This window comes from Streptomyces sp. NPDC005551 (assembly GCF_042871785.1).
Classification (GTDB): domain Bacteria; phylum Actinomycetota; class Actinomycetes; order Streptomycetales; family Streptomycetaceae; genus Streptomyces.
Window position 1 is genome coordinate 116070 of record NZ_JBIAJE010000008.1, and the last position, 25582, is coordinate 141651.

19 protein-coding genes and 1 riboswitch are annotated in these 25582 nt (G+C 74.0%); of the genes, 9 read left to right on the forward strand and 10 right to left on the reverse strand.

Annotated features, from left to right (window positions below; all coding sequences use genetic code 11):
• Positions 1-198: 198 nt before the first annotated feature.
• The 4 genes from ACFYP4_RS23615 to ACFYP4_RS23630 all read right to left on the reverse strand — a co-directional run bounded on the left by ACFYP4_RS23615 (position 199) and on the right by ACFYP4_RS23630 (position 6714).
• Positions 199-1431, reverse strand: a complete 1233-nt coding sequence (locus ACFYP4_RS23615; RefSeq protein ID WP_388787799.1) for a hypothetical protein — start codon at positions 1429-1431, stop codon at positions 199-201.
• A gap of 170 nt (positions 1432-1601) precedes the next feature.
• Positions 1602-2807, reverse strand: a complete 1206-nt coding sequence (locus ACFYP4_RS23620; RefSeq protein WP_388787802.1) for a VWA domain-containing protein — start codon at positions 2805-2807, stop codon at positions 1602-1604.
• Complete coding sequence (locus ACFYP4_RS23625) at positions 2807-5413, reverse strand: DUF5682 family protein (RefSeq protein WP_388788210.1); 2607 nt, start codon at positions 5411-5413, stop codon at positions 2807-2809. Before ACFYP4_RS23625 ends, ACFYP4_RS23620 begins: the two co-directional genes overlap by 1 nt.
• Before the next feature lie 146 nt (positions 5414-5559).
• A complete protein-coding gene (locus ACFYP4_RS23630) occupies positions 5560-6714 on the reverse strand; it encodes an AAA family ATPase (protein ID WP_358852872.1) in 1155 nt (384 codons plus the stop codon).
• A 132-nt stretch (positions 6715-6846) separates the two neighbouring features.
• Here ACFYP4_RS23630 and ACFYP4_RS23635 point away from each other — a divergent pair, with 132 nt between their 5' ends.
• Together ACFYP4_RS23635 and ACFYP4_RS23640 are read left to right on the forward strand one after the other, a co-directional pair.
• Positions 6847-8199: an SWIM zinc finger family protein gene (locus ACFYP4_RS23635; RefSeq protein WP_358852871.1), complete on the forward strand. Its 1353-nt coding sequence runs from the start codon at positions 6847-6849 to the stop codon at positions 8197-8199.
• A gap of 49 nt (positions 8200-8248) precedes the next feature.
• Positions 8249-9877 carry a DUF5691 domain-containing protein gene (locus ACFYP4_RS23640; RefSeq protein WP_358852870.1) on the forward strand — a complete coding sequence of 543 codons (1629 nt, stop codon included), beginning with the start codon at positions 8249-8251 and terminating at the stop codon, positions 9875-9877.
• Between the two features lie 190 nt (positions 9878-10067).
• On the opposite strand, the gene ACFYP4_RS23645 is transcribed toward ACFYP4_RS23640, so the two are convergent.
• Positions 10068-10484, reverse strand: a complete 417-nt coding sequence (locus tag ACFYP4_RS23645) for a cobalamin B12-binding domain-containing protein (protein WP_358852878.1) — start codon at positions 10482-10484, stop codon at positions 10068-10070.
• Positions 10485-10862: 378 nt separating this feature from the next.
• On the opposite strand from ACFYP4_RS23645, the gene ACFYP4_RS23650 reads away from it, so the two are divergent.
• Positions 10863-11723 carry an alpha/beta fold hydrolase gene (locus tag ACFYP4_RS23650; RefSeq protein WP_358852869.1) on the forward strand — a complete coding sequence of 287 codons (861 nt, stop codon included), beginning with the start codon at positions 10863-10865 and terminating at the stop codon, positions 11721-11723.
• 62 nt (positions 11724-11785) lie between these two features.
• Positions 11786-13483, forward strand: a complete 1698-nt coding sequence (locus tag ACFYP4_RS23655; RefSeq protein WP_388787807.1) for a peptidoglycan DD-metalloendopeptidase family protein — start codon at positions 11786-11788, stop codon at positions 13481-13483.
• A gap of 181 nt (positions 13484-13664) precedes the next feature.
• Here ACFYP4_RS23655 and pcrA read toward each other — a convergent pair whose 3' ends face one another.
• Positions 13665-16172 carry a DNA helicase PcrA gene (pcrA, locus tag ACFYP4_RS23660; protein ID WP_358852867.1) on the reverse strand — a complete coding sequence of 836 codons (2508 nt, stop codon included), beginning with the start codon at positions 16170-16172 and terminating at the stop codon, positions 13665-13667.
• Positions 16173-16564: 392 nt separating this feature from the next.
• Positions 16565-16737: riboswitch (cyclic di-AMP (ydaO/yuaA leader) on the forward strand.
• Between the two features lie 7 nt (positions 16738-16744).
• Between pcrA and ACFYP4_RS23665 the strand changes: the two genes are divergently transcribed.
• Positions 16745-18007 (forward strand): NlpC/P60 family protein, encoded by a 1263-nt coding sequence (locus ACFYP4_RS23665; protein ID WP_388787810.1) that lies wholly within the window; start codon positions 16745-16747, stop codon positions 18005-18007.
• Between the two features lie 93 nt (positions 18008-18100).
• Here ACFYP4_RS23665 and ACFYP4_RS23670 read toward each other — a convergent pair whose 3' ends face one another.
• On the reverse strand, positions 18101-18454 hold the full coding sequence (locus ACFYP4_RS23670; protein WP_358852865.1) for a hypothetical protein: 354 nt from the start codon (positions 18452-18454) through the stop codon (positions 18101-18103).
• A gap of 530 nt (positions 18455-18984) precedes the next feature.
• Here ACFYP4_RS23670 and ACFYP4_RS23675 point away from each other — a divergent pair.
• Both ACFYP4_RS23675 and ACFYP4_RS23680 read left to right on the forward strand, forming a co-directional pair.
• A complete protein-coding gene (locus tag ACFYP4_RS23675; protein WP_358852864.1) occupies positions 18985-20061 on the forward strand; it encodes an NlpC/P60 family protein in 1077 nt (358 codons plus the stop codon).
• 151 nt (positions 20062-20212) lie between these two features.
• Positions 20213-20839 (forward strand): hypothetical protein, encoded by a 627-nt coding sequence (locus tag ACFYP4_RS23680; protein WP_388787814.1) that lies wholly within the window; start codon positions 20213-20215, stop codon positions 20837-20839.
• Between the two features lie 10 nt (positions 20840-20849).
• Here the strand turns inward: ACFYP4_RS23680 and ACFYP4_RS23685 are convergent, their stop codons facing one another.
• Together ACFYP4_RS23685 and ACFYP4_RS23690 are read right to left on the reverse strand one after the other, a co-directional pair.
• Entirely contained in the window at positions 20850-21623 is a 774-nt protein-coding gene (locus ACFYP4_RS23685) for a LuxR C-terminal-related transcriptional regulator (protein WP_388788213.1), read from the reverse strand.
• 5 nt (positions 21624-21628) lie between these two features.
• Positions 21629-22954 carry a PspC domain-containing protein gene (locus ACFYP4_RS23690; RefSeq protein WP_388787817.1) on the reverse strand — a complete coding sequence of 442 codons (1326 nt, stop codon included), beginning with the start codon at positions 22952-22954 and terminating at the stop codon, positions 21629-21631.
• A gap of 141 nt (positions 22955-23095) precedes the next feature.
• On the opposite strand from ACFYP4_RS23690, the gene ACFYP4_RS23695 reads away from it, so the two are divergent.
• Positions 23096-24511 (forward strand): PspC domain-containing protein, encoded by a 1416-nt coding sequence (locus ACFYP4_RS23695; protein WP_358852860.1) that lies wholly within the window; start codon positions 23096-23098, stop codon positions 24509-24511.
• Positions 24498-24737: a hypothetical protein gene (locus ACFYP4_RS23700; RefSeq protein WP_358852859.1), complete on the forward strand. Its 240-nt coding sequence runs from the start codon at positions 24498-24500 to the stop codon at positions 24735-24737. The genes ACFYP4_RS23695 and ACFYP4_RS23700 overlap by 14 nt, the downstream gene beginning before the upstream one ends.
• A gap of 7 nt (positions 24738-24744) precedes the next feature.
• Here the strand turns inward: ACFYP4_RS23700 and ACFYP4_RS23705 are convergent, their stop codons facing one another.
• A complete protein-coding gene (locus ACFYP4_RS23705; protein ID WP_388787821.1) occupies positions 24745-25266 on the reverse strand; it encodes a DoxX family protein in 522 nt (173 codons plus the stop codon).
• Positions 25267-25582: the final 316 nt, after the last annotated feature.

Sequence of the window (25582 nt, forward strand, 5' to 3'; positions counted from 1 at the left end):
CCGGCGCGGCCCCTTACGGGACCGGCGTGCCGAGGCGCCCGAAGGTGTCCTGGGCGTCCTGGGCGTCCTGGGGGTGTCCGGCGGAGGGCTCGGCGCGGGGCTTCGCAGCCCCGTACGGGCACGGGTACGGAGGGACGCCCGGACGACGGGCAGGTCTGTTCCGTCCCCGCGCGGTCGGCCGCCGCGGAGAGCGCCGCCCTAGCCGGGGAACTCGCGGATGTCCCGGTGCCTGTCCCTGGTTCCGGCCGCCGTGACGGTCGCGGCGGCGCCGGGCACGAGCCGCAGCGGTGCCCGGTGGTCCGGGGTGACGGCGGCGTGCGGGTCGCCGTGGCGCGGCGCGCCGCTGTCGGCCGCCGACCGGTCGGCCAGTGCGTCGGCCGGGTCGCGGCCGGGCGCCTGATGCGAGGGCCGCGTCTGCGCGGTGCGCACGGCGACGGCGTGCGGGTGCTGCCGGTGCCGCCCGTGCGCGTCCTCGGCCGCCGCCCCGGTCCACGCGGGCCCCGGCCCGTACGCGAGGGCCGGCCCGGCGTTCGCGGCGCCCGCTCCGTGCCCCGCCGTGTCCGGCCGGGGCGTGGCGGTGGTGTCCGGCTCCTGCGGGGAGTCCGGGGCCGGGAGGGCCTGGCCCGCGCCCGGCAGCCCGGGCGACTCCGGTGACTCCGGTGTCTGGGGGACCCCGGGTACCGACGGCAGAGAGGGAACGGACGGGACCGACGGGAGGGAGGGAACGGACGGGAAGCAGGGAAGGGACGGGAGGGGCGGCTGCGCGGGCAGCTCCGGGAGCTGCACCGGAGCCTCGTCCAGCCCCTCGACGACCGTCCCGACCACGGTCCCCACGAGGTCACCCAGGGGCCGCACGACGCGAGTCACCGGCCGCACGGTCTGCGTGACCGGCCGCACGGTCTGCGCGACCGGCCGCACAGCGGCGACGGTGACGGGGCGCAGGACGTGGTCCGTGACAGGGCGTACGAGCGCGTCCGTCGCGGGGCGTGCCCGTACGTCGGTCGCGGGGTGCGCGAGCGGGTCGGTCGCGGGGCGGAGGCCCCTGTCCGTGACCGTGGGGCCGGGCCGGCCAGTGGGTGCCGCGGGCTGGGGCCGCCCGGAGGAGTGCGCACCCCGGTCCGAGTGCCCGGCCGCCTCCCCCAGCGCGCTCCTGACGGCGTGTTCGACCCGGCTCCCGGCCGAGTCGGCGCCCTCACGCAGGGACTCGACCGTTCCATGGACCGGCCGTACGACACCCGCGGGGGCCGGCCGTACGACACCCACGGGGGCCGGCGAGGCCGTGTCCGCCGCCTGCGCCTGCTGTCCGCCGAGTGCCCCCAGCGCGAACAAACCGCTCACCAGCAGGCCCAGTTGCAGCGCACGCCGCCCGGCCGCCGTGCGCATCACGCGCAGAGCGGCACCGGGGAAGGGCGGTGCGACTGACAGGGCCAAGACGGCGAACGCTCCCGTGCGGCGGAACTGGGCAGAATCCGGCGGCGCTGTGCAGGACATGAAGCACACACCACTGAATTCGAAGAAGGTGCCGATACTCGCACGGGACTGCGGAGGTTGCGCAAGCCCCCTGTTACCGATGGGTATACATGACCGGTATCAGGCTCTCCTCACGTGTTGTCCGGTATCGGCAACGGCCGTTTCTCGATCGCCGCCGCCATCACGTCGGGGAACAGGTCGGGCGTACAGGCGAACGCCGGTGCTCCGAGGGCCGCGAGCGCCGCCGCGTGGTCCCGGTCGTACGCGGGCGCCCCTTCGTCGGACAGCGCCAGCAGCGTCACGAACTGCACCCCCGACGCCTTCATCGCGGCGACCCGCTTCAGCATCTCGTCCCGTATGCCTCCCTCGTACAGGTCGCTGATCAGGACGACCACGGTGTCCGCCGGCCGGGTGATCTGCGACTGGCAGTACGCCAGCGCCCTGTTGATGTCCGTACCGCCGCCGAGCTGGGTGCCGAAGAGGACGTCCACCGGGTCGTCGAGCTGGTCGGTGAGGTCGACGACGGCCGTGTCGAACACGACGAGCCGGGTGGCGATGGACCGCATGGACGCGAGGACGGCCCCGAACACGGACGCGTAGACGACGGACGCCGCCATCGACCCCGACTGGTCGATGCAGAGGACGACCTCCTTCTTCACTGACTGGGACGCCCGCCCGTAGCCGATCAGCCGCTCGGGCACGATCGTGCGGTACTCGGGCAGGTAGTGCTTGAGGTTGGCCGCGATGGTGCGGTTCCAGTCGATGTCGTGGTGGCGGGGCCTGCTGATCCGGGCGCTGCGGTCGAGCGCGCCGCTGAGCGTGGCCCGGGTGCGGGTGGCGAGCCGCTTCTCCAGGTCCTCGACGACCTTGCGTACGACGGCCCTCGCCGTCTCCTTCGTCGTCTCGGGCATGGCCTTGTTCAGCGAGAGCAGGGTGCCCACGAGATGGACGTCGGCCTCCACCGCCTCCAGCATCTCCGGTTCGAGGAGCAGCGTGGCCAGCCCGAGGCGGTCGATGGCGTCCCGCTGCATCACCTGGACGACGGAGGAGGGGAAGTACGTCCGGATGTCCCCGAGCCACCGCGCGACGGACGGCGCCGACGCTCCGAGCCCCGCTCCGCGCTCCCGTCCCGACCGCGCGCTGCCCCCCTTCCCGTACAGCGCGGCGAGCGCTCCGTCCATCGCCGCGTCCTCACCGGTGAGCGTGCACCCGGTGCCGTCCGCGGCGTCCCCTCCCAGGACGAGCCGCCACCGCCGCAGCCGCTCATCGGCCCCGGTCCCCGTGCCGGCCCCGGAACGGCTCCCCGTCTCCGCGCCGTTCGCCACTCCCGCGGCCATCAGGCCACCCCCCTGAGGTCGTCGTCGTCATCGCCGCCGGAGCCACCAGAGCCACCGGCGGGGCTGTCGGCAAAGCCGCCGCCCTCGCACGAGCCGCCGGTGCCCGGCGGACCGTCGGTGCCGCTGGAACCGTCGGTGCCCGGCGGACCGTCGGCTTCCCCGAAGCCCAGCAGCAGGCGCAGCACCGGCAGTACGGCGTCCGCGCGCTCCGCGTCGAGGCCCGCCGCGAACCCGGGTACCGCCGACGCGGTCGCGGAGACCCGCGCCCCCGGTCCTGGCCCGCGCCGCACCAGTTCGCCGAGCGTCCGGCGCACGCCCGTCTCGTACGCCGAGAACGTGCGCCGCAGCAGCGGCAGTACGTCCGTGAACGCGTCGGCCGGCACCGCCGTCAGCCACGCGTCCACCAGCCCCAGGAGCCGTTCGTCGTGCACGAGCAGCATTCCGCCGCCCGAGCCGCCACCGACGAACCCCTCGATCCACGCCGCCGCGTCGCCCGGCGCCGTCCCCGGGGACAGCACGAGCCCCATGAGCCGGGCGGCCTCGTCCTGCTCCAGCTCCCCGCCGTCCAGCAGCAGCCGGACGGCGCGCCCCCGGATCACCCCCGGCACGGTGTCCCGCCCCGACAGCACCCGCAGCACCGAGTGCCAGCGGTCCCGGACGAGGCCCTGGTCCCGCGTCCCTTCCGGTTCCGCCGTCTCGCGCGCCGCGGCCTGTGCCTCCGCCAGCAGACCCACGGCTCCGTGGACCGCGTCCACATGGCGCCGCATCTCCTCGGCGGCGTCGGTGTCGAGTGCCGCGCAGGCCGGGGGCAGCCCGACGAAGACGCGCTCGGCGAGGCCTGCCGCGACGTCGGTGAGGGCCTGGGTACCCGTGCCGCGCACATCGCCGTAGCGCAGGGAACGGACCAGGGCGGGGAGTGCCTGCGCCAGCTGCCCGACGTCCGCGTCGAGGGCGGCGCGGTCGGCGAGGACGCGCATCACCACGGGCAGCGCGTCCGGCAGCTCGGCGAGCAGGCAACGCTCGGCGAGTGCCGTGACGTCGGCCAGGGAACCCGCGGCGACGGCGTCCGACGCGGCCCTGGCGGTCGCCGCGGACAGGACGGTCGTGCCCCACCCCCCGGCCTCGGCCACCCGCACGGACAGCTCCGGCTCCCACCGCAGCCGCCAGGTCTCCCGGAAGGTGCCCGTACTCCCCCGCGACACGGCGGGCTCGCCCCAGCCGACGCCGAGGAGCCGCAGCCGGTGCAGCAGCCTGCTGCGCGCCGCGTCGGTCTCCTTGCGCAGGTCGAGCTCCAGCTCCCGCTCCAGCGGCTCCGGCTTGATCCGCAGCCGCCGCTGGAGCCGGGTGAGGTCGCGCTGCAGCGGCACCGCGGGCGCGGACTCCGGCACCTCCCCGAGGACGTCCCCGACGACCAAGCGGTCGTGCACGAGCGCGAGCGGCACGTCCGAGCCCTCGCACATCACGGCGCGGACGGCGTCGGTGGTCTCGGTCAGCCCCGGCAGCGGGCGGCCACGCATCGCGGCGAGCGTGTCCGCCAGGCGCACGGCCTCAATGACGTGCGCGGAGGACACCATGCGGTCCTCGTCGCGCAGCAGTCCGGCCACCTTCGTCAACCAGCGCTCGACCGGGCGGTCCTGGACGCGGAAGAGGTGCCCGTACCAGCCGGGCGAGTCGATACCCGCTCCGTACCCGCCGGCCCGGGACAGCCGGCGGTGCGTCCACGGCACCCACGTCATGTCGGCCTTGACCCTGGGCAGCCCCTTCAGCAGGGCGCGGTCGGCCGTGACGGTGTGCTTCTCACGCAGGGCCGGCACGTGCCACGCCCCGCACACCACGGCGACGTCGTCCCCGAACTCCCGCTGTGCGGAACGCAGCTGGAGCCTCATGTGCGCCTCCCGCACCGGGTCCCGGTCGTGACCGCCGATCCCGTACGCCTCGCGCAGTGCGGTCATGGCCTCGGCCAGCACGGCGAAGGGCGCGTACACGTCGGTTCCGGCACCGCCCCGGTGCTCGACCACGTCCTCCCACCACCGCTCGGGGTCGTCGTAGCCGGCGGTCTCCGCGAGGACGGCCAGGGGGTCGACGCGCAGGGCGTCGGTGCCGGACCCGGCCTCGGCAGCCGCGTCGTCCGGCTCCGTGTCCTGCCTCCCCCACGCCAGCGTGTGTGCCGCCGGGAGGTCGATGAAACGGGCCGGGACCCCGTGCTCCACGGCCCAGCGGATCGCCACCCACTCCGGTGAGAACTCGGCGAGCGGCCAGAACGCCGACCGTCCCGGCTCGTCCACGGCGTGGGCGAGGAGCGCGACGGGCGGCCGCAGGTCCGCGTCGGCGGCGAACGGGATCAGCGCGTCGGCCTCCGGCGGCCCCTCGATCAGCACCGTCCGGGGCCGGGCCTCGTCCAACACGGCCCGCACCGCCCGCGCCGACCCCGGCCCGTGATGCCGCACCCCGAGCAGCAGCGGCCCCCGCCCCCGGCCCGAGAGCCCGCCGCCTCGCGCACCCGCCGGCCCACCGCCGCGCGAGCCCGCCGGCCCGCCTCCCTCTCCTGCGGAGGCACCTGCGCCCGCACCTGCACCTGCACCTGCCTCCGGGACCACGGTGGCCATGGCGTCCGGCGCCACCGAGGCGCCCGTTCCCGCCGAGACGCCCGTTCCCGCCGAGACGCCCGTTCCCGCCGAGACGCCCGTTCCCTCCGAGGCGCCCGCCTCCGGCTCGTCCTCCCCCGCCCCGATCGGCGGCCCGCCCGGCACGCTCACGCGCTCACCTCCCGGCACGCCCGGTAGAAGTCCTTCCAGCCGTCCCGCTCACGGACGACCGCTTCCAGGTACTCCTGCCAGATGACCCGGTCGGCGGCCGGGTCGCGGACGACGGCGCCGAGGATGCCGGCGGCCACGTCGCTCGGGCGCAGGACACCGTCGCCGAAGTGGGCGGCGAGGGCCAGGCCGTTGGTGACGACGGAGATCGCCTCGGCGGTGGACAGCGTGCCGCTCGGGGACTTCAGCTTCGTCCGCCCGTCGGCCGTGACGCCGTCGCGCAGCTCCCGGAAGACCGTGACGACGCGGCGGATCTCGTCGATGCCCTCGGGCGCGGCCGGCAGGTCGAGGGAGCGGCCGATCTGGTCGACGCGCCGCGACACGATGTCGACCTCGGCGTCGGCGCTCTCCGGCAGCGGCAGCACCACCGTGTTGAAACGGCGGCGCAGGGCGCTGGACAGCTCGTTCACCCCGCGGTCCCGGTCGTTGGCCGTGGCGATCAGGTTGAAGCCGCGGACGGCCTGCACCTCCTGCCCCAGCTCCGGTACCGGCAGGATCTTCTCCGACAGGATCGTGATCAGCGTGTCCTGGACGTCGGCCGGGATCCGGGTCAGCTCCTCGACACGGGCCGTCATGCCCTCGGCCATGGCCCGCATGACGGGGCTCGGCACCAGTGCGTCGCGGCTGGGGCCGTGCGCGAGCAGCTGCGCGTAGTTCCAGCCGTAGCGGATGGCTTCCTCCGGAGTCCCCGCCGTGCCCTGGACGAGCAGCGTCGAGTCGCCGCTGACGGCCGCGGCGAGATGCTCGGACACCCACGTCTTGGCGGTGCCCGGCACACCGAGCAGGAGCAGGGCCCGGTCGGTGGCGAGCGTGGTGACGGCGACCTCGACGATGCGGCGCGGGCCCACGTACTTGGGTGTGACGACCGTGCCGTCCGGCAGGGTGCCGCCCAGCAGATACGTCGCGACGGCCCACGGTGACATCCGCCAGCGGGCCGGCCGCGGTCGGTCGTCCTGCGCGGCCAGCGCGGCGAGTTCGGCGGCGAAGGCGGTCTCGGCATGCGGCCGCAGCACCTCGCCCGCCCCCTCCGCGGGCCGCCCCGCGAGTTTTCCCGCGGGCGGATTCATGGACGACGGGTCAACGGACACGGACATGGCTCGGTCCCCCTCCAGCTCGGCCGGTTCGATCTGGCTCAACCGTGCACCACGCCACTGACAATGCGCTCTGACCTGCGCGGATACCCTCGTCCGGATCGATTGTCAGTGGCGGGATCTACCGTCGTTGTCATGACTCAGCAGGGGGTGCGCTGGACGGCGGATCAGGTGCTGGCACTGGCGCCTGACGTCGCGTCACGCAAGGCGGGGAGCAGGCTCGGGACAGCCGGACCGTGGTCGGAGGCGGGCAGGTCGGGCGAGGGGGCGGTGTGGGGACTGTGCAAGGGCAGTGGCAGCAGGCCGTATCAGACGGTCGTCGACCTCGCGGGCTCCACCGGGCCCGCGTACAGATGCAGTTGCCCGAGCCGGAAGTTCCCGTGCAAGCACGCGCTGGGGCTGCTCCTGCTCTGGACGGCCGAGGACGGCGCGGTGCCGCCCGGGCAGGCACCGGACTGGGCGGAGCAGTGGCTGGAGGCGAGGAGAAGACGCGCGGACGAGAAGCGGGCGGAGGGGACGTCCGGTTCCCCGGCAGCGGGGGATCCGGAGGCGGCGCGGCGCCGGGCGGAGCGCCGGGCCGAACGGATCACGGCGGGGGCGGCGGAGCTGGAGCAGCGGCTGACCGATCTGCTGCGCGGCGGCCTGGCCCGGGCCGAGCAGTCGGGGTACGGGATGTGGGAGGAGACGGCGGCCCGCATGGTCGACGCGCAGGCGCCCGGGCTGGCATCCCGGGTGCGGGAGTTGGGGGCGATCCCGGCGTCCGGTCCGGGGTGGCCGGTGCGGCTGCTGGAGGAGTGCGCGCTGCTCCATCTGCTGGACCAGGGGTGGCTGCGCCGGGAGCGGCTGCCGGACGGCCTTGCGGCCACGGTCCGGTCCCGGGTGGGGCTGCCGGGCTCCGCCGACGGGCCGCCGGTGCGGGACCACTGGCTGGTCCTCGCCCAGTACGACACGGCTGACGGCACCCTCACCACGCGCCGCATCTGGCTGCACGGCGCCGGGTCCGGCCGCACCGCGCTGCTTCTCTCCTACGGGGCGGCGGGCCGCGCACCCGAGCCGGCGCTGCCGGTGGGCCTGGCCTTCGAGGCTGAGCTCTCGGCGTACGCGGGTGACGGCCGGCTGCGGGCGGCGCTGGGTGAGCGGTTCACGGCCCCCGCGCCCACGGACATACGCCCGCCGGGCATGACCACGCCCGAGGCCACCGCCCGTTACGGCGAGGCCCTGCGGTCCGACCCCTGGCTGGACTCCTACCCGGTGACGCTGGGCAGGGTCGTACCGACCCCGGACGGCGATTCCTGGCAACTGGCCGACGCGGAGGGCGATCTGGCGCTGCCGGTGGCCCCGTCCGCCGCTTCCCGCCCGGGACTGTGGCGCCTGGCCGCGCTCTCCGGCGGCGCACCGGTCACCGTCTTCGGCGAGTGCGGCCACCGCGGCTTCACGCCCCTGACGGCCTGGCCGCAGGGCCGGGGAGAGGCGGTGCCTCTGTGCTGACGACGTATCTCTCCCCGCCCGTCGCGGGCGGGCCACCGAAAGGACGCTCATGAACAGCACGGCCGCTTCCGCCGGCGCGCCCGCCGGTGACGCCTGGGAGGAGCTCGTCACCTCCGCGCTGCTGGGGACCGACCGGCGTACGCCACCGGGGTGGGCGCCGGGACGGGAGGCACCGGCGGCCCTGCTGGACGCGGCGGCCGTGGAGACCGTGCGGCGGCGGGCCGGGCTGCGCCCCGCGCGGGCCGCCGCCCCGCCCGAACCGGCCGCGCGGGACCCCCGTCCGCCGCTGCCGCCCGCCGCGGCACGACGGCTCGCGCTGCTGCTGGCGGACCGGTCCGGCGCGGGGTCCGGCGGTCGCCGGGGTTCGGCGCCCGACCTGATGGAGCTGCTGCCGCAGTGGCTGGCCCTGGCGAACGCACGCGGTTTCGCCCCGCCGCCGCAGGCGCTGCCCGCGCTGCTGGACGCCGCCCGGGGCCGTACCGACCTGCGGCCCGCCGCGCTGGCCTTCGCGGGCCCGCGCGCGCTGTGGCTGGCGCGGCTCAACCCGGACTGGCGGTTCGCGCTGCGCGCCGCACCCGGCGGCGGCGCGTCACTGCCGGGGCCCGGGGAGCCGGAGCGGATACGGGAGTTGTGGGAGGAGGGGCTGTTCGCCGAGCGGGTCGCGCTCCTGTCGGCGATCCGGGCGCAGGACGCGGCGACGGCCCGCGAGCTGCTGGCGACGACATGGACGACGGAGCGGGCGGAGGACCGCCTGATGTTCCTTGACTCGCTGCGCACGGGCCTGGAGGCCGCGGACGAGCCGTTCCTGGAGCGGGCGCTGGCCGACCGGAGCCGCAACGTGCGGGCCACGGCGGCGGAGCTGCTGTCCGCGCTGCCCGCGTCGGCACTCGCCGCGCGGATGGCGGACCGCGCCGGTTCCTGCGTCGCGCTGGACCGTACGCGGAGTGAGCCGGCGATCGTGGTGGAGGCCCCCCACCAGTGCGACGCGGGCATGGAGCGCGACGGGGTGGTACCCAAGCCGCCGGCGGGCCGGGGGGAACGGTCCTGGTGGTTCGGCCAGTTGGTGGAGGCCGCCCCGCTCGGGACGTGGCCCCGGCGCCTCGGGGGGCGTACGCCGGAGGAGATCGTGGCGCTGCCGGTGACGGACGACTGGCAGGCGGAGCTGCACGGGGCGTGGTGCCGGGCGGCCGTGCGGCAGCGGGACCCCGACTGGTCGCGGGCGCTTCTCGGCGCGCCGTCCGCCCCGGAGGCCGGCGGCCCGGGCGCGGTGTCGCTGGCGGAGCGGGCGAAACTGCTCGCGACGCTGGGCGCCGCCGAGCGGGCCGGGTGGGTGGCGCGGTTCATCGCCACGCACGGGCTGTCCGAGGCGTTTCAGCTGCTCGGGGTGTGCGCGGTGCCGTGGAGCGAGCCGCTCGGACGGGCCGTCGTGGACGCGCTGAACATCGCGCGGGACGCGGGCAGCTATCCGTGGAGTTTCAGCGGGGTGATGGGGCTGGCCGAGCGGTGCCTGGATCCCGGGGAGGCGGGGCGTCTGGAGGGCCTCACCGCGATACCGGACGAGCCGGAGGACGCCTCCCCGGGGGCAGGCGGTTACTGGGCCGAGGCCTTCCAGCGCCTCACTACCACCCTGCGGCTGCGAGCCACCATGTCGGCGGAGCTCACGGAGCCGTCCCGGTGACCGGGCACCCCGCGGCCGGCTCCGGGCACCCGGCACGGGCGTCCGGCGCACCCCAGCGGGAGCCCGCACCCGGCGCCGGGGGCGCGACGGTGCGTGCAGGGCTCGCGCAGGTCGTCGAAGACGGCACCCCGCACCCGCGCTCCGTCATCCCGCCCAGGAAGCGCTACGCCCCCGCGGGCCGCCGCACGCGCTACGCCTCCGCCGGCTGCCGCACGTTGGCCCGTACCCAGTCCACGATCGACGCCGTCGTCGCGCCCGGTGTGAAGATCTCCGCGACACCCTTCTCCTTGAGGGGCGCGATGTCCGCCTCGGGGATGATGCCGCCGCCGAAGACCTTGATGTCCTCGGCCTCGCGCTCCTTGAGCAGCGAGATCACGGCCGCGAAGAGCGTGTTGTGGGCGCCGGAGAGGATGGAGAGTCCGATCGCGTCGGCATCCTCCTGGATCGCCGTGTCCACGATCTGCTCCGGGGTCTGGTGCAGTCCCGTGTAGATGACCTCCATACCGGCGTCGCGCAGCGCACGCGCGATCACCTTGGCCCCGCGATCGTGGCCGTCGAGCCCCGGCTTGGCCACCACCACGCGGATCGGACCGGCTGCCACACCCATCACTGCCTCCATGAACCGACTACACAACCCGGTGCCCCGCGCCGCACGGACCGGGGAAGTGAACGAACGTTATCGCCAGCATCCCGCACCCGGCAGTTTCACGGTGGAGACCGAGGGGGAAATCACACGGTGGGACACGTTCGCCGCGCTCGTCTCGGATTTCCGCGGCACACGCGCCGCGGGGACCTCCGGGGACCTGGGGCACACGCCGCGGAGGGGTGCGCGCGACAGGAGAGCCGACTCGGGTCGCCGCACCACGGCGCCGCGAGCGGGGCGCGGCGGAGGCCACCGGCCACCACCGACCCACCGCACCACGGCTTTCCACGAGGGCACACGGGGGACAGAGGCGTCCTCCGGCGTGCCGACGGGAGGTCGGCCATGAAGGCCACCTGGGCAGTGCGACCCCTTCTTCCTCTCTGCCGGCGCATCCTCCCCGGCAGCCCGGCCGGACTCTCGACGGCTCTCCTGAAGGCGACGGCCCTGGAGATCACCATCCTCGCCGGGCATCTGCTCCTCTATCCGTCCGGCATCGCCCAGGAGCGCCGGGCCGCCCCGCCGCTCCCGCCTCCGGACACCGCCACGCTGCCGGGCGGCACCAAACCCCCGGTGGTGCTGCTGCACGGGTTCATCGACAACCGCTCGGTCTTCGTGCTGCTGCGGCGCAGCCTCGCCCTGCACGGCAGACAGCGCGTCGAGTCGCTCAACTACTCCCCGCTCACGTGTGACATCCGCACCGCCGCCGAGCTGCTCGGGCGGCACGTGGAGGAGATCTGCGAGCGCACGGGCCACGCTCGGGTGGACATCGTCGGGCACAGCCTCGGCGGCCTGATCGCGCGCTACTACGTGCAACGCCTCGGTGGCGACCACCGTGTGCGCACCCTCGTCACGCTCGGCACGCCGCACTCGGGCACCCGGGTCGCTCCGCTGATGAACGCCCACCCGATCGTCCGCCAGATGCGCCCCGACTCGCCCGTGATCGGCGAACTGCGGCTGCCCGCGCCGGGCTGCCGTACGCGTTTCGTGGGTTTCTGGAGCGATCTCGACCAGCTGATGGACCCGCTGGAGACGGCCTGCGTCGACCATCCGGACCTGCTCGGGCAGAACGTGCGGGTGAGCGGCGTCGGACATCTCGCGCTTCCCGTCCACCCGGCGGTCGCGGCCGGGATACGCCAGGCGCTCGACATCGAGGAGACGGAAGCCCCCGCGGACGGCCGCGCCGAGGGCCTGACGGTCGCCTGATATCGAACATTCATCGAACGCCAGGCCAAGGTCGTGCCTGCAGTCCCCCGAAACACGGCCGAATGCCCGTTTCCCGCCAGCACGAAACCTGCCGAAGATTGTCGCGCCCGCGTACCGCCGGGTACAGTCGCCGCACTGCTCTGCCAGCCCCTGTTGTCGAGGCGAAAGAGAAGTTGGTGAACGACCGTCACCCGTCGGGGACCGTTACCCCCCCGGCTCCGGCTCCCGATGCCGCCGAGGCGCACCATGCGCCGTACGGCCACCAGGACGCCCCGTACGGCGACTTCACCATGTACGACGGGTACCCCGCCACCGGATTTCAATCAGGGGGCGGCGGTTACGAGACCGCGAGTTTCGCGACCGACCCGCTGTTCGGTGACATGCCGGGCTCCGACCCGGGCGCGGCCACCGGGTCGTACGACGCCACGCAGTGGTCCGCCAACGGCGATTCCTCCCCCCTCGCGGGCGCACACCAGGCGACACCGGGCTTCGACCCGTACGCGGCGCAGCACCAGGCCGCGTACGACACCGGCGGTTACGACACCACCGACTGGGCCGGCGGCCACCAGCAACTGGGCGGTATTCCCGCGCAGTCGCAGGGTCAGGACTCCTCCGGCCAGTGGGACGCGACCGCCTGGAACCAGGCCGCGCCCGCCAACCCCCTCGACGACCAGGGCGACCACACCCAGCAGTGGGGCACGCAGCCGCTCGACACGGGTGCGTACGACGCCACCCAGTGGAACGGCGACGGCGGCCAGGACGCGTACGAGACGTACGACCGGGCCGCTTCGTCGTCGGAGACGTACGACCAGCCGCAGGCCGTGCCCTTCGACCAGCAGGCGACCGCCACCTTCGAGCAGGTGCAGTACGACCAAGCAGGCCGCCCTGCCGACGAGTTCGACGCGGGCGACGGCGAGGACGACCAGGAATCGCAGTCGCTGCTTCTCGACGGCGTCGAGGAGACCGCCCCGGAAGCGGCCGGGCCCGTTCCAGGTTCGCGTTCGGCATCGCGCTCCGGGAGCCGTTCCCGGCGCCGCGCCCCGGCCAGGCGTTCCGCCCTGCTGACGGTGGCCGTGCCCTCGGCGTGCGTGATGGGCGTCGCGGGGATCGCCGCCGCCTCCGTCGTGAGCGTGAGCGCGGACGACAACACCGAGACGACGGCCGCCGCTCCGGAGACGACGTCCGTGAAGCCGTCCGCCGCGAACAACCAGCTGGACACCCAGCTCGCGAACCTCTCCGCCGACGCCGACGACTTCGCCGACCGGGCGAGCCGGACGCAGGAACGCATCGACCTGAAGGCCGAGCAGGAGGCGAAGAGGAAGCAGGCGGCGGAGGACGCGGCCCGCAAGGAGCGGCTGCGCCCCAAGTTCTCGCTGCCGGTCGCGCAGAAGGGGCTCAGCGCCTACTACGGGCAGTCGGGCATCAACTGGATGTCCGTGCACACGGGCATCGACTTCCCGGTCTCCTACGGCACGACGGTGATGGCCGCGACCGACGGCACCGTACGGACGCAGTGGAACAGCGCGTACGGGAACATGGCGATCGTGACCGCCAAGGACGGTACGGAGACCTGGTACTGCCACCTGTCCACGTACAAGGTCCCGTCGGGGACCGTCGTGAAGGCCGGTGACCCGATCGCGTTCTCCGGGAACTCCGGCAACTCGACCGGCCCGCACCTGCACTTCGAGGTCCGTCCGGCGGGCGGCTCGGCGATCGACCCGCTGTCGTGGGTGCGCAGCCACGACATCGACCCCACCTGAGGCCGACCCCGCTCCGCGTCCCCCGAGCCCCATCGCCGCGCGTCCGCTGAGGCGCACCCTGCGGGCACCCTCTGCGCCACCCCTCTGCGCCGCACCTGTCCCCGCGCGGGCGCCCCGGGCGGTGAGGCCCCGGCGGTGAGGCCCGGGCCGGGCCCTTGGACGCCGGACGCGCCGGGTTTCCCTACAGCTTCTCGACAGGCGCGTACCGCAACAGCAGCCGCTTCGGCTTCGGTTCGCCGAAGTCGACCGTGGCCTCCGCGTTCGCGCCGGTGCCCTTCACGCCGACGACCGTGCCGAGGCCGAACTGGTCGTGGGTGACCCGGTCGCCGACGGCCAGGGAGACCACCGGCTTCTCGGCGACACCTCGGCGCGTCGCGAAACCGGACGCGCCGGAGGCCGCGGACCGCGACCGCGACGAGGAGAGCGAGGCCGCCACACCCGAGACGGGGCCCGCGGCCACCGGGCCCATGCCTCCCGTGCGCTTCCACTCCAGATGCGCGTCCGGGATCTCCTCCAGGAAGCGGGACGGCGGGTTGTACGAAGGCTGGCCCCAGGCGCTGCGCATGGAGGAACGCGTCAGGTACAGCCGCTCACGCGCGCGCGTGATGCCGACGTACGCGAGGCGCCGCTCCTCCTCCAGTTCCTTGGTCTGGCCGAGCGCACGCATGTGCGGGAAGACGCCGTCCTCCATGCCGGTGAGGAAGACGACCGGGAACTCCAGGCCCTTGGCGGTGTGGAGGGTCATCAGGGTGATGACGCCGTTGCCGTCCTCCTCGTCGGGGATCTGGTCGGAGTCGGCGACGAGGGCGACGCGCTCCAGGAACTCGGCGAGGGTGCCGGCGGTCTCGCCCTCGCCGGCCTCCTGCTCGAACTCCAGTGCCACGGCGGCGAGTTCCTGGAGGTTCTCGATCCGGGTCTCGTCCTGCGGGTCCGTCGAGGCCTGCAACTCGGCGAGATAACCAGTGCGTTCGAGGACGGCCTCCAGGACCGTCGCCGGGCCGGCGCCGGACTCGACGACCGTCCGCAGGTCCTCCATCAGCGTGTTGAACCGCTTGACGGCGTTCGTCGAGCGGGCCGCCATGCCGTACGCCTCGTCGACACGGCGCAGTGCCTGCGGGAAGCTGATCTTCTCCCGCTGGGCGAGGGCGTCGATCATGGCTTCCGCCCGGTCTCCGATGCCGCGCTTGGGCACGTTCATGATGCGGCGCAGCGGGACCGAGTCCTCCGGGTTCGACAGCACGCGCAGGTACGCGAGGACGTCGCGGACCTCCTTGCGCTCGTAGAAGCGGACGCCGCCGACGACCTTGTACGGCAGGCCGACGCGGATGAACACCTCTTCGAACACACGGGACTGGGCGTTCGTACGGTAGAAGACGGCCATGTCTCCCGCCTTGGCCTCGCCCGCGTCCGTGAGGCGGTCTATCTCGTCGGCGACGAACTGGGCCTCGTCGTGCTCGGTGTCGGCGACGTAGCCGGTGATCCGCGCGCCCGCGCCCGCGTTGGTCCACAGGTTCTTGGGGCGGCGGGACTCGTTGCGCTCGATGACCGCGTTCGCGGCGCTCAGGATCGTCTGGGTGGAGCGGTAGTTCTGCTCCAGCAGGATCGTCGTCGCGTCCGGGTAGTCCTCCTCGAACTGGAGGATGTTGCGGATCGTCGCGCCGCGGAAGGCGTAGATCGACTGGTCGGCGTCACCCACGACGCACAGCTCGGCGGGCGGCAGGTCGTCCTCGCCCGGCGGCACGTCCACCGGGTGCTCGGCGGTGCCGACGAGTTCGCGGACGAGGGCGTACTGCGCGTGGTTGGTGTCCTGGTACTCGTCGACGAGGACATGGCGGAAGCGGCGGCGGTAGTGCTCGGCCACGTCCGGGAAGGCGCGCAGCAGATTGACCGTCGTCATGATCAGGTCGTCGAAGTCGAGCGCGTTGGCCTCGCGCAGCCGCGACTGATAGAGCGCGTAGGCCTGAGCGAGGGTCTCCTCGAAACCTCCCCCCGACTCCGTCCGGGAGGCCCCGCCGGCCTGGGCGGCGAAGTCCTCCTCGTCGATCAGCTCGTTCTTCAGGTTCGAGACCTTGGCGCTGAACGACTTCGGCGGGTAGCGCTTCGGGTCGAGGTCCAGGTCGCGGCAGACCAGGGCCATCAGCCGCTTGGAGTCGGCGGCGTCGTAGATCGAGAACGACGAGGTGAAGCCGAGCCGCTTCGACTCGCGGCGCAGGATGCGGACGCACGCGCTGTGGAAGGTCATCACCCACATCGCGTTGGCGCGCGGGCCGACGAGCTGCTCGACGCGCTCCTTCATCTCGCCCGCGGCCTTGTTCGTGAAGGTGATCGCGAGGATCTGGCCGGGGTGCACGTGCCGCTCGCCCAGCAGATACGCGATGCGGTGCGTGAGCACGCGGGTCTTGCCCGACCCGGCACCGGCCACGATGAGCAGCGGCGAGCCGGCGTGCGCCACGGCCGCGCGCTGGTTCTCGTTCAGCCCGTCCAGCAGCGCCGCCGGGTCCACGGCGGGGCGCGCCGCACCGTCGCGGTAGTACGCGTCCCGGCTCGGGGGCACGTCGAAACGGCCGCCGAACAGGTCGTCCGGAAGCTGCTCCGGCGTCCCGTCCTCGGGCGGCGGCGGGGGCTCTTCCCCGTGGGCCCCGGAGGGCTTGAGGTCCGCCAGGAAGCTGTCGTCAAAGAGGCTGCTCATCGCCATCCGAGTCTAGGCCGCCCCACTGACAGCCCGTGGCCACGCCGGGAACTCCACCGGCCTCCCGAAAGCGGACGGACCACCTCCGGTGCCGCCCCGGAGGCTGCCCGCCGGACGCGTTCTCCCTGCCTGGAGCCCATGGCCCGACTCCGCCTCGCCCTCCGGGTCCGTGTCGTCACCTGGGGTGACCGGCGCGGACGAGACGCACGCCACGTCACGCGGACCGCGCGGACCGTCCGGACACCGAGTCGTCCGACGGCGCGAAGCGGCCCCCGGAAAGAAGGTCACGAAAACGTATCGGGCATATCGGCCATCAACCTTCACAGAAGCCACACGAGTTGGCTAACGTGCCGGTCAGGCCGCCCGACCCAACCGGCGAACGACGCCGGGCCGCGCGGCCTCCGCCGAATCCGGCGCGCCCGCGCGGCAGCCGGAACCGGGGACCCACCGATCTTCGGGGTGAATCGGTCCGACCGCCTGTCCGGGCGAGGACCGTAGGGCAACCCTTCCGAGCCACCCGCCCGAACCCGACAGCTAACCCGGTAGGCGGATCATGGAAGGAGTCGCCTCTCTTGGCGTCGCAACGCACCACGCGTCCCGCAGTGACGCGCGTAGCGGGCGCACGGGTCCCGGGTCTCGCCACGGCGGCCCTCACCTCCGTGGCCCTGCTCTCGCAGACCGCGAACGCCGCACCCTCGGCCGATTCCGAGCCGAGTCGCGAGGAAGTCCGGAAGAAGGTGGACGACCTCTATCACCAGGCCGGGACGGCCGCCCAGCGGTACACCGGGGCAAGGGGGAAGAGCTCCCAGCCGCGCACGCGGGACGACACCCCCCGCGACGACACGGCCGGCCGTACCGGGAGGCCCGGCACCACGCGCGCGGAACCGGTTCCGTACGCCGTCACCCTGTCCCGCACCGGGGCCGCCGTCTCCGACGCCGCGCCCCTCCTGCCGGCCGGCCACACCGCCGAGCAGGCGGCGAGGGTGCGGAAGGGGCCCGAGGCCGCGGGGGGTTCGGCGAAACCGGCCGTCCCGCAGCGGACGCTGAAGTCGGCCAAGGCGCAGGTGCAGCGGAAGCTCGCCGACGCCCGCGTACTGCTCGCGCAGCTCACCGCCGCGGAGCAGGCGCGGCTCACGTCGGTCGAGGAGCGGCAGCGGGAGGCCGCGGAGCGCAGGACCGAGGAGCCGGCCCGCCAGCAGACCGCTCAGGAGAAGCAGCGCCCGGAGGCGCCCGCCCGGCAGGACCCGGGCTCCCCGGCCGACGGCCCGGACGGCACGGCGGACGCCCCCTCGTACGCCACCACGGCCAACACGGTGCTCGCCACGAACGACCCGTCCTGGACCACCACGGCCGACACGGTGCTCCCCACGAACGACCCGTCCTGGACCACCACGGCCGACACGGTGCTCCCCACGAACGACCCGCCCCGGGCCACCACGGCCGACACGGTGCTCCCCACGAACGACCCGCCCCGGGCCACCACGGCCGGCAAGGTGCTCGCCTACGCCCGGGCGCAGATCGGCAAGCCGTACGTCTGGGGCGCCATGGGTCCGGACTCGTACGACTGCTCCGGTCTCACGCGGGCCGCGTGGATGGCCGCCGGTGTCTTTCTGCCCCGCACCGTCCGGGACCAGGCCGACGCGGGCACCAGCGTCCCGCTCTCCGAGATCGCCCCCGGTGACCTGGTCTTCTTCGACGACGACAGCAGCCACGTCGGGCTCTACGCCGGCCACGGGATGCTGATCCACGCCCCGAGGCCGGGTGCCCACGTCCGCGAGGAGCCGCTCCACCACGGCGGCGAGTCGTCGGTCCACAGCGTCGTGCGCCCGGCGTGAGGGCTGGACCGCGTTAGGCGTGACGCGGTGTCCGGCGTGATCCCACGGTCACGCCGGACACCGGCCGACGGCGGTCCGAGAAGGCTCACGGCCTCAGGTCCAGAGCACCGCGATGAAGATGTTCGCCGTGGTCAGCAGGCCGACCGCGGCGAAGGCGCCCTTCTCGACCTTCTCCTCGTCACGCTTCACGTAGACGAGACCGAGGATCACGATCAGCAGGGCCAGCTTCACGCCGAGCTTGATGTTGTCGAGCGGGTTGTCCTCGGCCTGGTTGAGGCCGACCAGTACGACGCCGGTGACCAGCATGGTGAGCGCGCCGTGCAGCATCGCGGGGACGAACCGGGCCGTGCCCCGGCCCATCGCCTTCAACTGGGTGAGGAAGCCGCCGAGCAGCGCGGCGATCCCGATGATGTGCAGGCCGACGAAGAGATGGATGAGTACGTCCATGGGGCCGGAGCCTAATCGGGCGCCCCGGTGTCTCCCCGCACCGGCCTCCCCCGGGCCGCCTGCCCACCCGGGCCACCCGGGCCGCCCGAGCCACCCGGCCCGCCCGAGCCACCCGAGCCACCCGAGCCACCCGAGCCACCCGAGCCACCCGAGCCACCCGAGCCACCCGAGCCACCTGGTGGGCTCATAGCACCCGGGTCTCCCCCGCCACCCGGACAACCGCCGCATCGGTCAGGACTCGGCGTCGAGCCGACACCCGCGGCCCGGGATCGCGGTCGCATACGGTCACCCGGCGGTCCACTCCCGCCACTTCCGCACATGCCGTCACGGCCCCCGCCCGCCCGCGTTTAGCGTCCTCCCCCAGGTGACCGGCTCTCCACCGCCGCCCCTGGCCAGGGGCGGCACCGGTCACTTCCGCCGAAAGGTCCGGCGGCGCCCCGTTCCCCTGTGCGGGCCGCCGCCGGACGCGTCACCGCCTCCCGCTCGGACGGTCGTGCGGCCCGAGTCTTCACGAAAGGATGTGTGCCCTCGTGGCATCGCACCGCAAGCCCGGACACCGTCCGTTCGGCGGCAGGACGGCCCGCACCGCCGCCACCATCGCCCTCGCGGGCGCGGCGACGGCCACGGCGTTCGAGGGCACGGGGTACGCCGAACCGCAGCTCACCCCGGCGCAGGTCAAGGCCAGGGTCGACAAGCTGTACCAGGAGGCGGAGGCCGCCACCGAGAAGTACAACGGGGCGAAGGAGAAGGCCGACAAGGGGCAGCAGCGGCTGGAGACGCTGCAGGACGAGGCGGCTCGCCGGACGGACCGCCTCAACTCGGCGCGCGACACGCTGGGTTCCATCGCCACCGCGCAGTACCGCAGCGGTGGCCTCGACCCCGCGGTGCAGCTCGCGCTCTCCGACGACCCCGACCGGTATCTGGACGGGGCCGCGCTCGCCGAACGCGCCGGGAGCCGGCAGGCCTCGGCCGTGGAAGACGTACGCGAGCAGCTGCGGGAGATCAGGCAGCTGCGCGGCGCCGCACACGTCCAGCTCGCCTCCCTCACGTCACGGCAGGCGGAGCTGAAACGCCAGAAGAAGAAGATCAACGAGAAGCTCGGGAAGGCCCGGGAACTGCTGTCCCGGCTCACGGACGAGCAGCGGGCGCGGCTCGGGGCGGCCGGCGGCACCGGACACGCGTCCCGCTCGTCCGCGCGGGCCCCCGGCGTCCTGCCCTCCGGCGGCGGTGCGGAGGCCGCCCCGGCCACGGCGCCCGGCTCCCGCGCGGGCGCCGCGGTCGCGTACGCCTACCAGAAGATCGGCCGACCCTATGTGTGGGGCGCCACCGGCCCCGACGCCTTCGACTGCTCGGGGCTCACGCAGGCCGCGTACCGCGCCGCGGGCGTCGCACTGCCGCGTACGACGTACGCGCAGATCGGCACGGGACGACGGGTCTCCCGCGCCGAACTCCGCCCGGGCGACCTGGTCTTCTTCTACTCCGGAATCAGCCATGTGGGCATCTACGTGGGGCAGGGCAGGATGATCCACGCCCCCAACCCGTCGGCGCCGGTGCGGCTGGCCCCCATCGACCAGATGCCGTTCGCGGGGGCTACGCGGGTGGTGTGAGGACCCCGTACGGCAAGTGAAGGATTCCGGCCGGACGCGGGTACGCGCTGATGGCATGGGCACGTTCGCGCGGTAGCGTCGACGACAGTCGCGTACCGCCGCCCGTCGTCGCCCCGCATCATCGACGCCCGCCGCCGCTCGAAAGGTCCCGATGCCGCACTCCCCGCTGCCACCGCTTCCGCCGCCGTGGCACCCGCGGACCTGGCCGGACCGGTCGGCGCTGCTTGCCGACCGGGGACGGGCCCTGGAGGAGCTGCGCGCGCGGAGCCTCGGGGTGCACCGGGTGCTGCTGCTCTGGCTGCTGTCGCTCGCGGCGATCATCGGGTGGGCGCTGCTGGTGCTCCCGCTCCAGCAGTTCGAACAGGGCGATCCCACCGGCTTCGTCCTCGGGCCGATCTTCGCGCTCCTCGGCCTGGCCTCCCTCGCCCCACCCGTCGTCGCGATCGCCGTCGGCGTGCGCCGCGACCGCCAGATCCAGCAACTCCTGGACGCCTGGCTGGTGCTGGACAGCCACCCGCCGACCGACGCGCGCCTGCGCTCACCCGGCCTCAGCCTCTTCTGGCTGCTCTCCTCGGCCGGCATGTGCGCGATCGGCCTGTGGGCGTCCCTCGCGGCGGTCGCGGGGGCCGAGCCGACCGCCCACAGTGAGGTCGCCCTCGGGACGGGCACCGGTCTGATCCTGTGGCTGACCGGCCTGATCGGGATCGCGAAGGCCGTACGCCACTACCGGTGGGCGCTGCGCATGCTCGGACCGGCGGCGGCCGGAACACCCCGCTGAGCCCGGCCGCTCACACCAGCCGGCGCGCCGTCGCCCAGCGGGTCAGCTCGTGGCGGTTCGACAGCTGGAGCTTTCTCAGCACCGCGGAGACGTGGGACTCGACCGTCTTGACGGAGATGAACAGCTGCTTGGCGATCTCCTTGTACGCATAGCCGCGGGCGATGAGGCGCAGAACCTCGCGCTCCCGCTGGGTGAGCCGGTCGAGGTCCTCGTCGACGGGCGGGGCGTCGGTCGAGGCGAAGGCGTCGAGGACGAACCCGGCCAGGCGGGGCGAGAAGACCGCGTCGCCGTCCTGGACCCGGAAGATGGAGTTGACGAGGTCACTGCCGGTGATCGTCTTGGTGACATAGCCACGGGCGCCGCCGCGGATGACACCGATCACGTCCTCGGCCGCGTCCGAGACGGACAGGGCGAGGAAACGCACCGGCTGCTCGGGGTCGGCCATCAACGGAGCGCAGCGGCGCAGCACTTCGACGCCGCCGCCGCCCGGCAGGTGGACGTCGAGGAGCACCACCTCGGGTCGGGTGGCCGTGATCACCGTGACCGCCTGGTCGACGTCGGCGGCTTCGCCGACCACCTCCACGCCGGTCCGTTCGGTCTCCCCGATCTCGGCCTGCACCCCCGTACGGAACATGCGGTGGTCGTCGACGAGGACGACCCGCGCCCGGCGCCCGCCCGTGGCGGGCGCTCCGGCCGCCCCCGTGGACTCGCCGGCCGCCGAGGCGCCCGTTTCGGCTGAACTTCCGGGCCCTGCGGACCCCTTGGCCTCGTCCGGCCCGCTCACGTCACTCATGACGTACTCTCCGCCCTCTCCATCTCCAGCTCGACCTCCGTGCCGCCGTCCGGCACCGCGCGCAACCGCGCCGTGCCGCCGTTGCGCTCCATGCGGCCGATGATCGATTCTCTGACGCCCATGCGGTCGGCGGGTATCGCGTCGAGGTCGAAGCCGGGACCGCGGTCCCGGACGGACACGAAGACCGTCCTGCCCTCGACTTCGGCGAAGACCTGCACCGCGCCGCCCTCGCCACCGTACTTGGCGGCGTTCACCATCGCTTCCCGCGCGGCCTGCATCTGTGCGCCCAGCCCGTCGTCGAGCGGGCAGTCCCCGACGACGACCACCTCGATGGGGACGCCGTGCTTGTCCTCGACCTCCGCGGCATTGCGCCGGACCGCCTCGGCGAGGGTGTCCGGCTCCTCCGCCTCGTCCTTGCCGGTGCCCTCCGGTTTGTAGAGCCAGGCGCGCAGGTCGCGCTCCTGGGCGCGGGCCAGGCGCCGCACCTCGCCCGCGCTCTCCGCGTTGCGCTGGATCAGGGTCAGGGTGTGCAGCACCGAGTCGTGGACGTGGGCGGCGACCTCCGCCCTCTCCTGGGCGCGGATGCGCATCAGCCGCTCCTCGGAGAGGTCCTGGGTCATGCGGACCAGGTAGGGGCCGGCGAGGAGCGCTATGCCGACCAGGACCGCGAGCGCCGCCTGGAGGACCGAGCCGAGGTGGGCCGCGGAGCCCTGGAGCACGAAGATGCCCGACACGCCCGCGGTGACCAGCAGGACGCCGGCGGCGGAGCGCAGCAGGGTGAGCGTGCGTCTGCGGCGGCCCACCTCCATCCAGCGGGCCCGCCGCGCGTTGTCCGCCTGGCGCCAGACCAGGGCGACGCCCGCGCCGACGAGCACGGTCGGCCACAGGTAGGCCTTGGCTCCCCCGCCGAGATTCACATTGCCGACGAAGACCATGGCCACGACGACCATGAGCAGCAGCGCGACGATCTGGCCCCGGTCGGGCTTGCGGGCCACGAGTCTGCGCCGGCCGTCGGGCGCGGACTCGGTGGTCACGGACGGCGGCCGCCCGGCATCGACGCCGCCGACTCCCAGCGGCACGAAGAACCAGAACGCCGCATACAGCAGCGCGCCCAGCCCGTCCGCCATGAACAGGCCGACGAACACCAGCCGCAGCCACACGACGGGCAGCCCGAGATGCCCGGCGAGCCCCCGCGCCACGCCCCCGAGCCAGCGGCCGTCGCTGCTGCGGTAGAGCTTGCGCGGGGGCCACGGAACGTCGAGGGGCAGTGCTGCGGCTTCCGGCATGCCATCGATGTTCACACGAGCGGCGGGCCGGAGCATCAGGGTCGGCCCCCGAGACTCCCCTGATCTTCGGAAGCCCGGTGTCCGAACGGTTCCCCCGGCCTCGTCAGGGACGATCTCAGGGTCGGGCCAGGGTCATCCCGGCTCCCCTCACGGCCCCTCGCCCGTCACCATGGACCCATGACAGATCAGCAGCACGCGGCAGCGGAGCCGGACCCCGGCCCGGGCGCCCGGCCGGCCGGTCCCGGTCCGCGGGCCGCCGCGGCGGGCCCGGCGGCCGGTGACGAGCCGCGCGCGCACGGAGCCGGCGAGGGCGCGGCCGGGCCCGCCGCCTCCGGGGCTCCGCACAAGTTCCGGCGCGACCCGCGGCACAAGATGCTGGGCGGCGTCTGCGCCGGGCTGGGCCGGCAGTGCGAGATGGACCCGGTGATCTTCCGGATCGTGCTGGCGGTGCTCGCCGCGACGGGCGGCCTCGGCCTCATCTTCTACGGCTTCGTCTGGCTGTTCGTCCCCCCCGACGACGACGAGGAGAACGAGGTACGCAAGCTGCTGACGGGCCGCGTCGACGGCCAGGCGCTGGCGGCGGTCCTCTTCGCCCTGGTCGGCTGCGGGGTCTTCCTCTCCATGCTGAACAACGGCGGAGTGCTCGCATTCGCCGTCATACTCGCCATCCTCCTGGCGGGCGCCGGGTACTGGTCGCAGCAGCGCGGCGCCCCCGACCCCGACCCGCTCGCAGCGCAGGCCGCGGCAGACGCCCCGCCCGAGGCCAAGGCGCCGCCCGTGCCCTACTCCTCCCCGTCCTGGTGGCGCGACCCGATAGTCAAGGACGGCACGCACGTCGGCGGCACGGGCTATCTCTGGGGTCCCCCGACCTCCCGGGACCGGGATGTCGCAGCCGCGGTGAACATCGCCCGCGGCACGGCACGCGGCCACCTGCGCGCCACCGGCGAGCCCCAGCCCCGCGGCCCTCGCTGGATCGGCGGCTGGGTCTTCCTGACCGCCCTGGTCGCGGGTGCCCTGGGCACGGGCCTGACCTGGGACGACCATGCGTTCGGCACCAGCGTGCAGACCGGACTCGCCTGCGCGCTCGTCGTCTTCGGCACCGGCATCGCGATCAGCTCCTTCCTCGGGCGTACGGGCGCCGGCACGGTCCTGCTGGCGGTCCTCACCGCCGGGCTGCTCGCCTGCGCCGCGGCCCTGCCCGGCGACATCAGCACCCACTGGGTCCGCACCGAATGGACCCCCGCGGCCGTCTCCGACGTGGAGCGGACCTACGACCTCGGTACGGGCGTCGGCACCCTGGACCTGAGCCGCCTGGACCTCGCGAAGGGGCAGACGGTGAGCACGCACGCGGAGGTCGGTGCGGGCCGGCTCAGGGTGGTGGTCCCCGAGGACGTGACCGTGCGGCTGGACGTCGAAGTGGGCGTCGGGGACATCCAGTTGCCGGGCGACGACAGCAAGGACGTGGACGTGCAGCCAGGAAGGACCAAGCATCTGACGCTTCCGCCGACGACCGGCGGCAGGAGCGGGGGCACGCTCGACCTCCAGCTGGAAGTCGGCGTCGGACAGGCGGAGGTGGCTCGTGCCACGTCATGAGTTCCAGCCGGGGAAGCTGGTCGCGGGCTGTTTCCTCATCCTCGCGGGCATCGTGTACGCGGGTGACGCGGGCGGCCTGTGGGAGACCCCGTGGTTCGCGGTGATCCCGATCGTCGCGGGCGGCCTGTGCCTGGCGGGGGCGGTGGCGTCGGTCTCCCATGCGATACGCCGGCGCCGGTCGGCCCGGGCGGACCGGACGTCCGGGGACGTGAGGGTGTCCCGCTAGCGGAGGTTCAGCGACGACCGCCCGCGCGTCGGATGCGCCGCGCGCGCAGGGCGGCGTCCACGGACAGGACCGAGGCACCGGCGAGGACGAGGGGCAGCCAGGCGATCAGGTACGCGAGATCGTTTCCGTAGTAGTAGGGATCGGAGGCCCAGCTCACCGTCAGCCACAGGCTGAGGGAGATCAGTGCGCCGCCGAGGGCGGCCAGGCGGGCCAGCAGCCCGATGAGGGTGCCGATGCCGACGGCCAGCTCGCCGAGGGCGATGGCGTAGCCGAAGCCGACGGGGTTCCTGAGGGCCAGGTCGACGAGGGCCGGGATCGCCGAGGAGCCGCGAGCGGAGTTCATCAGGTCGCCGATGGAGCCCGCTCCGGCGTCCTTCATGAAGGCGCTGTCGGTCAGTTTGTCCAGGCCGGCGTAGATGAAGGTGACGCCCAGGAAGAGACGCAGAGGGAGCAGCGCGTACCGGGTGGCGGTGTCCCGCCAGCCCCGGTCTCCTTCGGAGTACGTGTCCGGACGCATGCCGTGAATCATCGTGCCGCCGCCTCTCGCCCCGCCCAGCCGTTGCCCTCACCAGACCATACGTACGCCGTCCCGCAGGCACTCACGCTTCCCCGTCACGCTCAACGCGACCGACGCGCCCCTGCGAACTCGGGGGCCCCGCCCCCTGCCCACCGGCACCCGGCGCCGACAGGGTGCCGCCGACGCCCACCCTCCCCCACCGGCGCGCGTGTCCGCAGCCGGTGGCAACAGGCCCGCACCCGCGCTCCCACCGAAGGGGCCGTGCCGGTACATCAGATGCCCGTTGCAGGTCGGGCAGAAGGCTCCGGTCCACTCCCGTGTCCAAGGT